At 66.7% G+C, this 15,547-nt stretch carries 15 protein-coding genes; 8 read left to right on the top strand and 7 right to left on the bottom strand.

Annotated elements, in window-relative coordinates; translation table 11 throughout:
* Nucleotides 1–6 precede the first annotated feature (6 nt).
* From AC5Y39_RS18540 to hsaA, 5 genes are all read right to left on the bottom strand, one after another.
* Nucleotides 7–798, bottom strand: coding sequence for a PPOX class F420-dependent oxidoreductase (locus AC5Y39_RS18540; protein WP_500020750.1), 792 nt, complete (start codon nt 796–798; stop codon nt 7–9).
* Between the two features lie 90 nt (nt 799–888).
* Nucleotides 889–1,452: a 3-hydroxy-9,10-secoandrosta-1,3,5(10)-triene-9,17-dione monooxygenase reductase subunit gene (gene hsaB, locus AC5Y39_RS18535; protein ID WP_500020752.1), complete on the bottom strand. Its 564-nt coding sequence runs from the start codon at nt 1,450–1,452 to the stop codon at nt 889–891.
* A gap of 2 nt (nt 1,453–1,454) precedes the next feature.
* Complete coding sequence (gene hsaC / locus AC5Y39_RS18530) at nt 1,455–2,357, bottom strand: iron-dependent extradiol dioxygenase HsaC (protein ID WP_500020754.1); 903 nt, start codon at nt 2,355–2,357, stop codon at nt 1,455–1,457.
* 7 nt (nt 2,358–2,364) lie between these two features.
* Complete coding sequence (hsaD, locus tag AC5Y39_RS18525; protein ID WP_500020756.1) at nt 2,365–3,258, bottom strand: 4,5:9,10-diseco-3-hydroxy-5,9,17-trioxoandrosta-1(10),2-diene-4-oate hydrolase; 894 nt, start codon at nt 3,256–3,258, stop codon at nt 2,365–2,367.
* Nucleotides 3,258–4,454 carry a 3-hydroxy-9,10-secoandrosta-1,3,5(10)-triene-9,17-dione monooxygenase oxygenase subunit gene (gene hsaA / locus AC5Y39_RS18520; RefSeq protein WP_500020758.1) on the bottom strand — a complete coding sequence of 399 codons (1,197 nt, stop codon included), beginning with the start codon at nt 4,452–4,454 and terminating at the stop codon, nt 3,258–3,260. Before hsaA ends, hsaD begins: the two co-directional genes overlap by 1 nt.
* A 137-nt stretch (nt 4,455–4,591) precedes the next feature.
* Between hsaA and AC5Y39_RS18515 the strand changes: the two genes are divergently transcribed.
* Both AC5Y39_RS18515 and AC5Y39_RS18510 read left to right on the top strand, forming a co-directional pair.
* Nucleotides 4,592–5,647, top strand: a complete 1,056-nt coding sequence (locus AC5Y39_RS18515; RefSeq protein WP_500020760.1) for a 2Fe-2S iron-sulfur cluster-binding protein — start codon at nt 4,592–4,594, stop codon at nt 5,645–5,647.
* A gap of 37 nt (nt 5,648–5,684) precedes the next feature.
* A complete protein-coding gene (locus AC5Y39_RS18510; RefSeq protein WP_500020763.1) occupies nt 5,685–6,218 on the top strand; it encodes a hypothetical protein in 534 nt (177 codons plus the stop codon).
* Nucleotides 6,219–6,231: 13 nt separating this feature from the next.
* Here AC5Y39_RS18510 and AC5Y39_RS18505 read toward each other — a convergent pair whose 3' ends face one another.
* Nucleotides 6,232–8,355 carry an acyl-CoA dehydrogenase family protein gene (locus tag AC5Y39_RS18505; protein WP_500020765.1) on the bottom strand — a complete coding sequence of 708 codons (2,124 nt, stop codon included), beginning with the start codon at nt 8,353–8,355 and terminating at the stop codon, nt 6,232–6,234.
* A gap of 262 nt (nt 8,356–8,617) precedes the next feature.
* On the opposite strand from AC5Y39_RS18505, the gene kstR reads away from it, so the two are divergent.
* The gene (gene kstR, locus AC5Y39_RS18500) at nt 8,618–9,223 is read left to right on the top strand and encodes a cholesterol catabolism transcriptional regulator KstR (protein WP_499907489.1); all 606 of its coding nucleotides are present in this window, start codon (nt 8,618–8,620) and stop codon (nt 9,221–9,223) included.
* Nucleotides 9,224–9,235: 12 nt separating this feature from the next.
* Here kstR and AC5Y39_RS18495 read toward each other — a convergent pair whose 3' ends face one another.
* Nucleotides 9,236–10,330: an Rv3575c family transcriptional regulator gene (locus tag AC5Y39_RS18495; protein WP_500020767.1), complete on the bottom strand. Its 1,095-nt coding sequence runs from the start codon at nt 10,328–10,330 to the stop codon at nt 9,236–9,238.
* Nucleotides 10,331–10,409: 79 nt separating this feature from the next.
* Between AC5Y39_RS18495 and AC5Y39_RS18490 the strand changes: the two genes are divergently transcribed.
* The 5 genes from AC5Y39_RS18490 (at nt 10,410) to AC5Y39_RS18470 (ending at nt 15,526) form a co-directional block, all read left to right on the top strand.
* Nucleotides 10,410–11,297, top strand: a complete 888-nt coding sequence (locus AC5Y39_RS18490; protein ID WP_500020769.1) for a metal ABC transporter solute-binding protein, Zn/Mn family — start codon at nt 10,410–10,412, stop codon at nt 11,295–11,297.
* Nucleotides 11,294–12,082, top strand: coding sequence for a metal ABC transporter ATP-binding protein (locus AC5Y39_RS18485; protein ID WP_500020771.1), 789 nt, complete (start codon nt 11,294–11,296; stop codon nt 12,080–12,082). Before AC5Y39_RS18490 ends, AC5Y39_RS18485 begins: the two co-directional genes overlap by 4 nt.
* Nucleotides 12,075–12,941 (top strand): metal ABC transporter permease, encoded by an 867-nt coding sequence (locus tag AC5Y39_RS18480; RefSeq protein WP_500020773.1) that lies wholly within the window; start codon nt 12,075–12,077, stop codon nt 12,939–12,941. Before AC5Y39_RS18485 ends, AC5Y39_RS18480 begins: the two co-directional genes overlap by 8 nt.
* 10 nt (nt 12,942–12,951) lie before the next feature.
* Nucleotides 12,952–13,722 carry a LamB/YcsF family protein gene (locus tag AC5Y39_RS18475; RefSeq protein ID WP_500020775.1) on the top strand — a complete coding sequence of 257 codons (771 nt, stop codon included), beginning with the start codon at nt 12,952–12,954 and terminating at the stop codon, nt 13,720–13,722.
* A 187-nt stretch (nt 13,723–13,909) separates the two neighbouring features.
* Entirely contained in the window at nt 13,910–15,526 is a 1,617-nt protein-coding gene (locus AC5Y39_RS18470; protein WP_500020866.1) for an MCE family protein, read from the top strand.
* The last annotated feature ends 21 nt before the right edge of the window (nt 15,527–15,547 follow it).

Raw genomic sequence — 15,547 nt, 5'->3', positions numbered from 1 at the left:
CGAAGGTTAGCTTTCGTCAGCGGTCACCGGAATCAGCTCGACATGCACGGTGTGGCCGAACTTCTTGCGCATCAGGCGATGCATCAACGGCACCATGACACCGTGCAGGAGCGGATATTTGCGCCGCAGCAGCCGCGCCGCCCTCCGGTATTCTTCGCCATCGAGCAGCCTGACCCGCGCGGGTTGCGTGGGGCCGGTCGGCTTGCCCGAGCCCGTGGACGGGCCGAACTCCACCTTCGGGTCGCGGCGCATCCGGCGCACTTTGATCGCCCGATCGAAACTGCGGAAGTATGCGCGGTCACCGTCGACGGCGATGCTGACCGGGCTGCTGCCGGGTGTGCCGTCCTTGCGGAAAGTGGTGAGGCTGATCGTCTTCTGGCGGACGAACGGCGCCAGAGTGCGGTCGGTGGCGTAACTGACGACGCCCACCACGAAGCCGAGTTGGCGCAGCCGCAGGACGAACGCGACCGCCAGGGCGACGGACACTGCCGCGAGCAGCCACACCTGAGCGACGGATCCGCCGAGGTCGAGGTCCATCACGTGGTTGACGGTGTGGACGGTGTTGGCGACGAAGAAGCCGGCAATGGCCGTGGCCAGCGCGTCTCCCCAGATCAGCGCCAGAAGCAGCGTGACGCCAAGGCCGATCTGGAACGCCCCGACGTCGTGCAGGAAATGCTCGTGTTCTTCGAAGTCGACGAAGTGGGCGAACGAGCTGGGGTCGACCAAGCACCAGACCCCGATTCCGAAAGTGACCGCTCCTACCAGCGCGGTCACTGTGTACACATACCAGCGAGCCATGTTGCCGTCCTTGATCGGATGTTGTCTTCCGCTATCTAGACGCCGGACGGCACCGGTTTGTGACACTCAGCTAGCGACGCGCGAAACCGGCTACAGCCAGGTGTCGCGCGTGGTGGCGGTCAAGAACGCCTCGAGGTCGTCGCGCCATTGCGCAGGGGTGTTCTTGTCGGGCTCGATGCCGGTGTACTCGCCGCGGTAGAACAGCAGCGGCCTGGGCTTCTTCTTGGGTACTTCCGACAGTGATTGCACCGCACCGAATACCACGAAGTGATCGCCACCCTCATGGACCGAGGCGACAGTGCAGTCGATGTGCGCCAGCGAACCGTCGATGATCGGGGAACCCAACGGCGAGGGATGCCAGTCGATTCCGGCGAACTTGTCGGGTTCCTTGGAGCCGAAACGGGCCGACACGTTCTTCTGCTTCTCGTGCAGGACGTTGACGCAGAACCGCCCGGTGGCCTCGATCGCCTTCCATGACCGCGAAACCTTGGTGGGGCAGAACAACACCAGCGGCGGCTCCAGCGACAGCGCCGCGAACGACTGGCACGCGAATCCGACCGGACGGTCCTCGTGCACCGTGGTGATCACCGTGATGCCGGTGCAGAACTGTCCGAGCACACTACGGAATGTGCGCGGGTCGATCGGCGCGGACAAGCTCAGGCCTTGAAGCCGACGCTGAAGTCGTGCCCCCACAAGCTGACGGCCGTGCTTTCCCGAGCGATCCAGTCGCGGTCGTCGACTTGGCGTCCCTCGCAACCGAATTCGATGTCGAAGCCGCCGGGGGTCTTCATGTAGAACGACAGCATCAGGTCGTTGACGTGGCGCCCGAGGGTGGCCGACATCGGCACCTTGCGGCGAAGCGCGCGGTCGAGGCACAGCCCGACGTCGTCGGAGTTCTCCACCTCGACCATCAAATGCACGATGCCGCTGGGCGTCTCGCCCGGCATGAACGCCAGGCTGTGGTGCCGCGGGTTGCAGCCGAAGAAGCGCAGCCACGCCGGAGGACCGTCGGCGGGCCTGCCGACGAGTTGCGGGGGCAGCCGCATCGAGTCGCGAAGGTAGAACCCGAGCACGTCGCGGTAGAAGTGCAACGATTCCGCGTCGTCGCGGGTGGTCAGCACAACGTGGCCCAGGCCCTGCTCCCCGGTGACGAACTTGTGGCCGTACGGGCTGACGACCCGCCGATGCTCCAGTGCCGCACCGTGGAACACCTCGAGGCAGTTGCCCGACGGATCCTGGAACCGGATCATCTCGTCGACCCGGCGGTCGGCGAGCTCGGCGGCCGTCGCCTCCTTGTACGGCACGCCTTCCACGTCGAGGCGGTTGCGAATCTCTTGCAGCTCAAGGGCATTCGCGGTTTCCCAGCCGGACTCCAGCAGCCGGTCGCGCTCCCCCGGAACGATCACCAGCCGCGCCGGGAAGTCGTCCATCCGCAGATACAGCGCGCCGTCGGTGTGGCCCTTGCCCTCGACCATGCCGAGCACCTTCAGGCCATAGTCCCGCCAGGCCGCGACGTCCGTCGCCTCGATGCGTAGATACGCCAGTGACCGGATGCTCATCCGTACCTCACTCCCCCAGGAAATCGATGGTGAGCTTGTTGAATTCGTCGAACTTCTCCAACTGCGCCCAGTGTCCGCACTGGCCGAACACGTGCAGTTGCGCGCGGGGGATGGTCTTGAGCGCCACCAGCGCACCGTCGAGTGGGTTGACGCGGTCCTCGCGACCCCAGATCAGCAACACGCGCTGGCGCAACTTGTAGGCCTCGCGCCACATCATGCCGAGCTCGAAATCCGCGCCCGAGAACGACTTTCCCATCGCCCTGGTGGCCGCCAGCGATTCGGGTGTGCTGGCCAGCGCGAAGCGTTCGTCGACGAGTTCAGGGGTGATCAGCTTCTGGTCGAACACCATGATCCGCAAGAACTTCTCCAAGTTCTCGCGGGTGGGTTCGACAGAGAACTTCCCGAGCAGCTTGACGCCTTCGGTGGGGTCAGGCGAGAACAGGTTGACGCTCAACCCACCGGGGCCCATCAGCACCAGCCGCCCGGCTCTGTCGGGGTAGTCGAGCGCGAACCGCACCGCGGTACCCCCACCCAACGAGTTGCCCACGAGAGCAGCGCGCTGTAAGCCCAGATGGTCGAACAGTCCCGCCAAAGCTTTTGCACTGTAACGGTTGTACTGCTCGTGTTCGGTGTGCTTGTCCGACAGGCCGTAGCCGGGCTGATCGACCGCCAGCACATGAAAGTGCTTGGCCAGCACCGCGATGTTGCGCGAGAAGTTCGACCAACTCGACGCGCCCGGGCCGCCGCCGTGCAACAGCACGACGGTCTGATCGTGGCCTACGCCCGCCTCGTGGTAGTGCAGACGCATGTCCGAAGAACCCGAGCGCACCTGCGCGTAGCGCGAGGTGGACTCGAACGTGACCTCTTGCTGCTGAGCGGCTTCGGCGGCGAAAGACGTCATCAGACCATCGTGTCCTGCGGCGGCAGGCCGAACTCGTGGTTGCCGAAGATCAGGTACGCGCGTTCCGGATCGTTGGCCGCATGCACCCGGCCGGCATGGGCGTCGCGCCAGAAGCGTTGGATCGGAGCGCTATTGGCCAGGGCAGTGGCACCGGACGCCTCGAACAGCCGGTCGATGGACGCGATCGCGCGGCCGGTGGCGCGCACCTGGTCGCGGCGGGCGCGGGCGCGCAGCTCGAACGGAATCTCTTTGTCCGCCTGCAACAGTGCGTACTCCTCGCTGACGTTGCCGATCAACTGGCGCCAGGCGGCGTCGATGTCACTGGCCGCCTCGGCGATGCGCACCTTCGCGAACGGGTCGTCCTTGGCCTTCTCCCCCGCGAACGCGGCTCGCACCCGTTTGCCCTGATGCTCGACATGCGCCTCGTAAGCGCCGTAGGCCATGCCCACGATGGGAGCCGAAATTGTGGTGGGATGCACTGTGCCCCATGGCATTTTGTAGACCGGTGCGGTGTTGGTCTGCAGGCCGCCGGCGGTCTTGTCGTTCATCGCCTTGTAGGACAGGAACCGATGGCGCGGCACGAACACGTCTTTGACCACCAGCGTGTTGGATCCAGTGCCCTTCAGGCCGACGACGTGCCACACGTCGTCGATCTGGTACTCGCTGCGCGGAATCAAAAAGCTGCCGAAGTCCACCGGCTTGCCGTCCTTGATCACCGGCCCGCCGACGAACGTCCAGGTGGCGTGGTCGCAACCCGAGGACCAGTTCCAGGCCCCGTTCACCAGATAGCCGCCGTCGACCACCTGCCCCGCACCCATCGGCGCGTACGACGACGAGATGCGGACGTTACTGTCGTCGCCCCACACCTCTTCTTGGGCCTGCTGGTCGAACAGCGCCAGATGCCAGTTGTGCACGCCGATGATCGACGCACACCAGCCGGTCGAGCCGCATGCACTGGCAAGTCGGCGAACCGCCTCGTAGAACAGCGCGGGGTCGCATTCCAGGCCGCCCCACTGCTGCGGCTGCAGCAACCTGAAAAAGCCGATTTCCTGGAGTTCGCTGACAGTAGCGTCCGGAAGGCGGCGCAGCTCCTCGGTTTCCTGGGCGCGCTGCCGCAGCTTGGGCAGTAGTTCGTCGACGGCGTCGAGCACCGCCTGGGCCCCTTCGGTCACCGGGCGCTGTTGAATGGACGTCACTGCTGCCTCCAAGGTCGCGGTTCAGTCGCAAGATTAGAACACGTTACGATTTTAGTCGAGCACCGCATTCCTGCAGCAGGTAGACCTGGACAAGCACATTTCTGTAACATGTTCTAGTTCCTGCCGGAAGGAGAGTCGTGACCGACGAGCCGCTGGGCAGCCACGTGTTGGAACTGCAGGTGGCCGACGTCGTCGCGGAGACCGACGACGCGCGCTCTCTGGTGTTCAAAGTGCCCGACGGCGCACAAATCTCTGAACAGAAGCTGCAGTACGCCCCGGGCCAGTTCCTGACGCTGCGGATCCCCAGCGACCGCACCGGTTCGGTCGCGCGCTGCTATTCGCTGTGCACCTCGCCGTTCACCGACGACGCGATGGCCGTCACCGTCAAACGCACAGCCGACGGCTACGCGTCCAACTGGCTGTGCGATCACGCGCACCCCGGGATGCGGCTGCACGTACTGGCCCCGTCGGGAACCTTCGTCCCGCGCACGCTCGACACGGACTTCTTGCTCGTCGCTGCCGGCAGCGGGATCACCCCGATGATGGCGATCTGCAAGTCGGCGCTGGCCGAGGGCAGCGGCAAGGTCGTCCTCGTCTATGCCAACCGCGACGAGAACTCGGTGATCTTCGCCGGTGCGCTGCGAGAACTCGCCGCGAAATACCCTGACCGGCTCACCGTGATGCACTGGCTGGAATCCGTGCAGGGGCTGCCCACCCAAGCCGCGCTGGCTGCGCTCATGGCGCCGTACGCCGCGCACGACGCCTTCATCTGCGGACCCGGCCCGTTCATGGCCGCCGCCGAAGCCGCGCTGAGAAGCATCGGCGTGCCCAAGGAGCGGCTGCACATCGAGGTTTTCCGTTCTTTGGACACCGATCCGTTCGCAGCCGTCGTGATCGAGGACGACAGCGACGAGCCGCCTGCGACCGCGATCGTGCACCTCGACGGCCAGTGTCATGAAATTTCCTGGCCGCGCAACGCCAAGCTGCTCGACGTGCTGCTGGACAAGGGCCTCGACGCGCCGTTCTCTTGCCGCGAGGGACATTGCGGAGCATGTGCGGTGCTCAAGCGCAGCGGCGAGGTCGAGATGGAGGTCAACGACGTACTCGAGCAATCGGACCTCGACGAAGGGCTGATCCTGGGGTGTCAGGCCCGCCCGCGGTCGGATTCGGTCGAAGTCACCTACGACGAATAGCCCGCGGCTACCATTTCGCATGCTGGGGAGGAGCACCATGAAGCGAGTTGCGGTAGCCATCGCAGGCGGACTGCTCGGTGTTGGGCTCGGCGTTCCCGGGCTGGCCTCTGCCGCGTCCGACACCAAGGACACGTCGTTTCCGCTACCGGACGGCATGCAGTTGGAAGTGCACGTCACCGCGAATTGCCCGCTGGCCGACAAACAGTGCTACTTCACGGTCGCGGCCAACCGCCGGTCAGCCGACGGTATCGAAGGATTTCCGGACGACCTGTGGGCGCGCCAGACCACTACGCTGCGCTCGTCGAACCGGCTGAACAACCTGGAAACCCAAGTGGTGGCGGCGAATACGCGGCAGTACAAGGAGATGGGCCGGCGCGAGATCACGACGATCTACTTCGGCGGCGGACCGCCGGAGAAGTACCAGATCTCCGGCCAGAGCCAGCCGACCGACTGGCAGACCGGCCAGCCGTTGTTCAATTCCGACTACATCGTGTGCGCGGAGATCCAGGTGGTGTACTCCGGCGTCAACATCACCTCGCCGACCACCTGCGCGCAGACCACCTTCAGCTGACCGCACGCCGCGGTCAGCGCGGCAGCCCCAGCAACCGCTCGGCGGCCATGGTCAGCAGGATCTGCTCGGTGCCGCCGGCGATGGTCAAGCAACGGGTGTTGAGGAAGTCGTGGACTTCGCGGTTCTCCACGATGCCCGCGCCTTCGGACAGGTCCATCCGGAATTCCGCCAACTCCTGGCGGTAGCGCACACCGATGAGTTTGCGGGCGCTGGCTTGCGGGCCCGGATCCTTGCCGCCGACGGCCAGTTGGGCGATCCGCTGATCCAACAGCGAGCCCACTTGCGCCGCCACGATCAACGCACCCAGCCGATCCTGTTCGGCGGGGTCGAGGTCGGCCTGCGAAACCGTCGCCAGCAGCTGCTCCATCGGATTGCCCAGCGCGGTGCCGTGTGCCATCGCGACACGTTCGTTGGCCAGCGTGGTGCGCGCCAGCCGCCAGCCGTCGTTGACCTCACCGACCACCATCTCGTCGGGCACGAACACGTCGTCGAAGAACACCTCGTTGAAAAGCTCGTCGCCGGTGATCTCACGCAGCGGCCGGATCGTGATGCCCTCGGATTTCATGTCCACGAGGAAATAGGTGATGCCCTTGTGTTTCGGGGCGTCCGGATCGGTGCGCGCCAGGCACACCCCCCAGTGCGCCTTGTGCGCGGCCGACGTCCACACCTTCTGCCCGGTGAGCCGCCAACCCCCTTCTGCGCGAACGGCTTTCGTGCGCAGCGCGGCAAGGTCCGAGCCGGCGCCGGGTTCACTGAACAGCTGGCACCAGGTCAGCTCGCCGCGCAGGGTCGCGGGCACGAAGCGCTCGATCTGTTCCGGGCTGCCGTGTTCGAGGATCGTCGGCGCCGCCCACCAGCCGATCACCAGATCAGGGCGGTCGACCCCGGCCGCGGCCAGCTCCTGGTCGATCAGCAACTGCTCGGCCGGCGAGGCGTCTCTGCCGTACGGCTTGGGCCAGTGCGGCGCCAACAGACCCGAGTCGGCCAGCGCGGACTGACGCTTCTCCTTGGGCAGCGCCGCCACCTCGGCGACCGCGGCTCTGATCTGCGGCCGAAGGTCCTCGACGGCCTCGAGGTCGATGTGCAATTCGCGGCGTACCCCGTCGCGGGTGAGGGCGGCGACCCGGCGCAGCCAGCGCGACCGACCGCCGAGCACTTGCGAAATGGCATGTGCGCGACGCAGATACAGGTGCGCATCGTGCTCCCAGGTGATCCCGATGCCGCCGAGCACCTGTATGCAATCCTTCGCGTTGGCCTTGGCGGCGTCGATTCCCACGGCAGCTGCAACGGCCGCGGCCACCGAGAGCTGCCGGTCGTCAGAGTCGGCGGCCCGGGCGGCGTCGGCCGCTGCCACCGACGCCTGCTCGGCCCGCAACAGCATCTCCGCGCAGATGTGCTTGATCGCCTGAAAGCTGCCGATCGGCTTGCCGAACTGTTCGCGGACCTTCGCGTATTCGGTGGCGGTGTCCAGCGCCCAGCGGGCCACCCCAGCGGCCTCGGCGGCGAGCACCGTGGCGGCGAGGTCGTGCGCGCGCCGACCAGGGACGGACAGCGTCACCGCCGGTACAGAGTCCAGCACGACGCGCGCCAGCGGACGCGAGAAGTCCGTGGCCGTCAGCACCTCGACCGTCGCGCCGTCGGCGCTGGTGTCGATCAGCAGCCACTGCTCGCCGGACGCGGCCACGACGAACTCGCCGGCCCTGCCGCCCAGCACAACCGGCAGGGTGCCGCTGACACGACCGTCGCCGACGCTCAGGTCGCCGTCGAGAGCGACGCCGGCGCTGCGCTGTCCGGACATCAATTCGGCGAGCACGTGTTCGTCGTCAAGCAGCAGCGTGGCCAGCGCGGTGGTGGCCACCGGCCCGGGGACCAGCGCATAGGCGGCCTCCTCGAGCATCGCGCACAAGTCCGCGACGCCGGCACCGGCGCCCGACAGTGACTCGGGCACCGCCACCCCGAAGAAGCCGAGTTCGGCCAGCCCGCGGAACGGCTTCTGCCAGGCATCCGGGTCACCTTGCTCGACGGCCCGCGCGGCCGCGACGGCCCCCGACCCCGGTGCCCACGACCGCACCAGCTCTCTGGCGGCGGCCTGGTCGTCCGACGAGCTGCTTGCCCGAGTTGGAGACGCTGCTGCCACGGTCAGCCTCCTAAGCCGTGAGGTAAAGACACGTGCAGCCTACTAGAACGTGTTCTAATAGTACGGGTGCCGGTTGGCGAACCGGCATGCATCCGAGCAGGACACGAGCGTAGGCGGGCCGATTCCCGGCGAGAAATCCACGGCCGGAATGCGTATCGTTTCTTCTCGTAGACGAAGACAAGGAGCCGCTTGCCGCATGTCGACGCCAGCACACGCCAGTTCCGGCTCGTCGAGCGAACCGCGTCAGCCCCAGGTTCTGACGGTGGCCGCCCTGGCCGAGTCCGAACTCGGCTCGGAGGCTCAGCGGGAGCGTCGCAAGCGCATCTTGGATGCCACGTTGGCTATCGCCTCTAAGGGCGGTTACGAAGCGGTGCAAATGCGCGCCGTGGCCGAGCGGGCCGACGTGGCGGTGGGAACGCTGTATCGGTACTTCCCGTCGAAGGTGCATCTGCTGGTGTCTGCGCTGGGGCGGGAGTTCGAGCGGATCGACGCCAAAACGGACCGGATGTCGCTGGGCGGCGGCACGCCTTATCAGCGGCTGCACCAGATGATCAGCCGGCTGAACCGGGCGATGCAGCGCAACCCGCTGTTGACCGAGGCGATGACGCGGGCGTTCGTATTCGCCGACGCGTCCGCGGCCGGCGAGGTGGACCACGTCGGCAAGCTGATGGACAGCATGTTCGCGCGGGCGATGAGCGACGGCGAGCCGACCGAGGACCAGTACCACATCGCCCGGGTCATCTCGGACGTGTGGCTGTCCAATCTGCTCGCATGGCTGACCCGGCGGGCCTCGGCCACCGATGTGAGCAAGCGGCTGGATCTGGCCGTGCGTCTACTGATCGGCGACGAAGACCACCCCAAGATCTGACCGGTCGAGCGGTCAGGCCGGAGGTCCGGCAGTGCGGCCGCGGACCAGTTCCGTGGGCAGCACCTCGTTGACCGGGAGCCCGCTGCGCGGCGGTGTGTGCAGGAGTTTGCCTGCCAGACGGCCTTTTTCGAGGTTCGGCTGGGCGACGGTGGACAACCCCCGACGCAATGCGTCCGGCACGCCGTCGAAGCCGGTGACGGTCATCTGCCCCGGCACGTAGACGCCGCGCGCTCGCAGGTAGTCCATCGCCGACAGCGCCAGCACGTCCGCGGTGCACATCAGTGCGGTGATGCGTGGGTTGGCTTCGAGCGCCACCTCTGCGGCCGCGCCACCCGACGTCGGCAGGTGCTCGTAACTCTCCACCACGGTCAGCGAGTCGGGATCGAGGCCGGCGGCCGCCATCGCGTCGCGCACGCCGTTGATGCGTTCCCGCTGCACATGAAAACGCGCTGAGCGCAACCGCTCTGGCGTCGCCACCGACGCGGCCGCCGTCGTGCGCTCACGACCCAGCCGCATGGTCAGCAGGCCGATGTCCCGATGCCCAAGGCGCACAACGTAATCCGCGAGTTCCCGCATCGCCGCCCGGTCGTCGATGCACACACCCGACGCACCCGCGACGTCCTTGGGCTGGTCGACGATGACCACAGGCAGGTTGCGTTCGAGCGCCACCTGCAGATAGGGGTCGTCGTCGGCCACCGAGTAGACGACGAAGCCGTCCACACCCGCGCTGAGCACGGCGTGCGACCCTTCGGCGATGCTGCGTGCGGGCCCGACCGCCACCAGCAGCAGCCCCTGGGCCACCTGTTCACAAGACTCCGCCAGCCCGCCGACGAAACTCACCGCCGCGGGATCGCTGAAGGCATAGTTCAGCGGCTCGGTGAGCACCAGGCCGACCGCGCCGGCCTTACGGGTCCGCAGCGAGCGCGCCACCGGATCGGGACCCGGATAGCCGAGTCGCTTCGCGGTTTGCAGCACCCGCTCACGCAGATCGGCCGACAATTGATCCGGTCGGTTGTACGCGTTGGAAATCGTGGTGCGCGAGACGTTGAGCTCGGCGGCCAGAGAATCCAGCGTGGCCCGCCGCCGGTGCCCGCCCGTCCTGGCCATGTTCTCCGACGTTAGCGCATCCGTTCACCGGAATGCGCTACATTAATGGAAACGGTTTTCATTTAAGTGAGGCGAGGGAATGCGTCGGGTAATGGTGTGGCTGGCTGCGGTCGTGCTTGCCGTCGCCGCGTGCACGCCGTCGCCCGAGCAGTCGCACAAGCTCAGCGTCGTCGCGTCGACCACGGTGTGGGGGTCCGTCGCCGCAGCAGTGGGCGGCGAGCATGTGCAGGTCCGGGCGATCATCGATAACCCCGCCGAAGACCCGCACTCCTATGACGCCAGCCCCGCCGACGCCGCCGCGATCGCCGACGCTGCGCTGGTGGTCTACAACGGAGGCGGCTATGACGCGTTCGTCGCGCCGGTGCTGCAGCAGAACGGCGCGGTGAAGCGCATCGATGCGTTCGCGGTCGGCGGGTATCAGCCGGGAAGTAATCCGCACGTCTTCTACGACCTCGACACTGTCAGCCGGGTGGCTGCCGCGATCGCCGACCAACTGGGCGCCGCCGATCCCGCTCACGCCGCCGACTTCCGCGCCAACGCCGACAAGTTCACGAACCAACTCCGCGCAATCTCCGCCACCGAGCGCGATATCGCCGCCGCACACCGCGGTGCGGGGGTGATCGCGACCGAAGATGTCGCCCACTATCTTCAGGTGGCGGCGGGGTTGGTGGACAAGACGCCGGAGGGCTACTACAAAGCGGTGACCGCCGACGCCGATCCTGCGCCAGCCGACATCGCGGCAGTGCTGGATCTGCTGAATTCCCACGGCGTGCAGGTCGTGTTGTCCAACCCGCAAACCGACACGTCGGTGACGCGGCGGGTGGTAGATGCGGCGAACGCGGCAGGCGTGCCGGTCGTGGAGGTACGCGAGACGCTGCCCGCCGGAACGGATTACGTGTCGTGGCAACAGCACACCGTCGAGCAGTTGAGCGCGGCGCTGCAGCGGATCGACGCGTACCGCCAGTGAGCGCGCCCCTCGTCCAGCTCAGCGACGCCGGCCTGGCCTTCGGCGAGCGTGTGCTGTGGAAAAGCCTGGATCTGACAGTCGACCGTGGCGATTTCGTCGCCGTGCTGGGCCCCAACGGCTCGGGAAAGACATCACTGCTCAAGGTACTGACGGGCCATCTTGCGTTGACGACCGGCTCGGTTTCTATTGCGGGGCGGCCTGTTTCGTCGGGACGCAGCACCGTCGGCTACATTCCGCAACATCGGGGCGCGGAGCGCGGCCTGACGATGCGCGGCGCTGATCTGGTGCGGCTCGGGGTCGACGGGCACCGCTGGGGATGGACATTTCGCCGAACGGTCCGGCGGCAGCACGACTCAGCCGTCGACAGCGCGCTTGCCGCGGTGGGCGCCGAGCACCTGGCCAAGGTGCCGCTTTCGGTGATGTCCGGCGGCGAACTGCAGCGGCTGCGGATCGCTCAGGCCCTGGCCGGAGATCCCCTTCTGCTGCTGTGTGACGAGCCGCTGCTGAACCTCGATCCGGCCAGCGCACAACAGGTCTCGGCATTGATCGACAAGCGGCGGCGCGACGCGGCGACTGCGGTGCTGTTCGTCACCCACGACATCAACCCCGTGCTGCCCTTCGTCGACCGGGTGCTGTATCTGGTCGACGGCCGGTTCCGCGTCGGCACCGTGGACGAGGTGATGACCACCGAGAACCTCTCGAAGCTGTACCGCGCCGACGTCGACGTGCTGCGAATACGCGGGCAATACGTGGTGGTGGGCAACCGGAGCTATTGCCATGAGTGACAACATCGCTCGCGTGCTGGACAAGCTGTTCGACCTCCACGTCACGGCGGACCTGCTGAGCCGCGACTTCGTGCAGCAGGCGATCGTGGCCGGCGCGCTGCTGGCATTGACGGCCGGGCTGATCGGGCCGTTCATCGTCATGCGGCAGATGTCGTTCGCGGTGCACGGTTCGTCCGAATTGTCGTTGACGGGAGCGGCGTTCGCGCTGTTGACAGGCTTCAACGTCGGAGTCGGCGCGCTGCTCGGAAGCCTGATCGCCGCGGTGCTGTTCGGCGTGTTGGGACAGCGTGCGCGAGAACGCGACTCAGCCATCGGTGTGGTGATGGCCTTCGGTTTGGGCCTGGCGGTGTTGTTCATCCACCTCTACCCCGGTCGGGCAGGGACCAGTTTCGCACTGCTGACAGGCCAGATCGTCGGGGTCGGGTATTCCGGTCTGGCCCAATTGGTCGTCGTCGCTGTGGTTCTCGCGATCGTGCTCGTGGTCGCATACCGGCCGCTGCTGTTCGCGACCGTCGACCCGGAAGTGGCCGCGGCGCGCGGTGTGCCCGTGCGCGTGCTGGGCATTGTGTTCGCGGCGCTGGTGGGCGTCGTCGCTGCGCAGGGCGTACAGATCGTCGGCGCCCTGCTGGTCATGTCCCTGCTGATCACTCCTGCCGCAGCGGCGGCACGGGTATGTTCGGCGCCGATGCCCACCATTGCGGTGTCGGTGCTGTTCGCGGAGCTCGCTGCGGTGGGTGGCATCGTGCTGTCGCTGGCCCCGGGTGTGCCGATCTCGGTATTCGTCACTACCATCTCGTTCGCGATTTTCGTGGTGTGTTGGCTCGTCGAACGTCGACACCGGTCACCGGCGCACACCTAGGCTTGCACTTGTGTCGGCCGCCCAGCGAACCGTCGATCTGAACGCCGACCTCGGCGAAGGGTTCGGGGTGTGGCGGCTCGGCGATGACGAGCAGATGCTGCAGGTGGTCACAAGCGCGAACGTAGCTTGCGGATTTCATGCCGGCGATCCGGCCGGGCTCGTCCGGACCTGCCGCGCAGCGGCCGAACAAGGTGTACGGATCGGCGCGCAGGTCAGCTATCGCGATCTAGCGGGCTTCGGTCGCCGTTACATCGACGTCGCCGCACCGGATCTGACCGCCGACGTGATCTATCAGATCGGTGCGCTGCAGGCGATCGCTCACGCGGTAGGCTCGAAAGTTTCGTACGTCAAACCCCATGGGGCGCTGTACAACACCGCCGTCACCGACGAGACCCAGGCCCGGGCGATCGCCGAGGCGGTGCATGCGGTCGACGATTCGCTACCGGTGCTGGGCCTGGCGCAGTCGGCACTGTTCGAGGCGGCGTCTGCGCTCGGATTGCGCTGTGTCGCTGAGGCGTTCGCGGATCGCGCCTACCGGCCCGACGGCCAACTCGTGTCCCGTCGCGAACCGGGTGCGGTGATCCACGACCCGGACACGGTGGCGCAGCGCGTGTCGACGATGGTGATGCGCGGAGAGGTGACCGCGATCGACGGTTCAGTGATCCCGGTAAACGTGGAATCCATCTGCGTACATGGTGATTCGCCTGATGCGGTGCAGTTGGCCGTCGCGGTGCGGGAACGACTGATCGGTGACGGCGTCACACTGCAACCGTTCGTCTGAACCCGAGAGAACGTCGAATCCACGGTCACGATAGTTTGTCCGTTGCGGCGTGCGCGTTACCGTCATCGGGTACAGTTCCGACTCATCGCGAGGTCAGACACCGGTGTCCCCCGCACACGGGAAGCGCCCCCGTCGCTCGGCCTGAGGCGAGGAGGAACCGATGCGGTGGACGGGCCAAGGCGACCCGATCCTGACGCCGTTGATTCGCCTTCAGCTCGCGATCTTTCTGGCGCTGACGTTGCTGGCGCTCGGTGCGTTGAGCTTCCACTACCTTCACCTGCCACAGCGCGTAGGCATCGGCCAGTACACGCTGTACGTCGATCTGCCGAGATCCGGTGGCCTCTACGAGACCGCCAACGTCACATACCGGGGCGCGATGATCGGGAGGGTGACCGACGTCCAGCCCACTGAGCGTGGGGTGCGCGCCACGCTGAGCATCGACAACCGGTACAAGCTGCCGCTGGACGCTTCTGCAAACGTGCATTCCGTGACGGCCGTCGGCGAGCAGTACGTCGACATCGTCTCCGCCAGCGGCGACTCCAGTAAACACTTCCTGGACGGTCAGACGATCACCAAGACCACGATTCCGTCCGACGTCGGCCCGGCGCTTGACGCCGCTAATCGCGGGCTGGCGGCGCTGCCGGCGGGCAAGATCGCCACGTTGCTGGACGAGACGTCGCAGGCCGTCGGTGGGCTGGGGCCGGCGCTGCAGCGGCTGGTGGATTCGACCACCGCGATTGCCGGCGACTTTCGCGACAACTTGAAGCCCGTCGACGACATCATCGCCAACTCGTCGCCGATCCTGGATTCGCAGGTGAATTCGCGCGACAACATCGAAACCTGGGCGGCGAACCTGAACGCGATCGGCACCCAAGCCGCTGAGCAGGACGCGGCGCTGCGCAGCGGTTTGCAGCAGGCCGCGCCCACTGCCGATCAACTCAACTCGGTGTTCTCCGATGTGCGTGACTCGCTGCCCCAGACACTGGCCAACCTCGAGATCGTCATCGACTTGCTCAAGCGCTACCACAAGGGCGTGGAACAGGCGTTCGTCTACTTCCCCCAGAGCGCGAGTCAGCTTGAAGCAGGGACGGTCTTTCCGGGTTACGGCATCATCAACTTCGCGCTCGGGCCGTTGTTCGTGGGAATCGGCGCCTCTGCGTTGACATTGCAGGCTGTGCCGCCGGGTTTCGGTGCTGCCCTCAACAGTCCGCCGCCGTGCCTGACCGGCTTTTTGCCGCCGTCGCAGTGGCGGGCGCCTGCCGACACCTCGCCGGCCCCGTTGCCGACCGGGATCTATTGCAAGATCCCTAAGGACTACCAGGGTCTCGCGGTACGCGGAGCCCGTAACTATCCGTGCGCCGACGTGCCGGGTAAGCGGGCCGCGTCGCCGCAGGAGTGCCGCAGCAACGAGCCGTATGTGCCGATGGGCACCAACCCGTGGTACGGCGATCCGAACCAGATCCTGACCTGTCCGGCACCGGCGGCGCGCTGTGACCAGCCGGTGGAGCCGGGTCGGGTGATCCCGGCGCCCAGCGTCAACAACGGCCTGAATCCCTTGCCCGCCAACATGATTCGTCCACCGATGCCGATCAGCGATCCGCTGTCGCGGCCCGGTCAGGGCAGTGTGGTGTGCAGCGGCCAGCAGCCGAACCCGTGCGGCTACACACCGGCGCAGCTTCCCACTGCGATCTACAACCCGCAGAACGGCGAGGTCGTCGCCCCCGACGGCTCGCGCTACAGCGTGAAGGATTCCGCCAACAGCGCCGACGACGCGTGGAAGGACATGCTCGCCCCGGCCGGCTGATCCGCCGCCCAGAACCGGCGT

It is taken from the genome of Mycobacterium sp. NGS39 (genome assembly GCF_059812765.1).
Note: the sequence above shows the minus strand (reverse complement) of the source record. Positions and strands in the feature narration are given on the sequence as shown.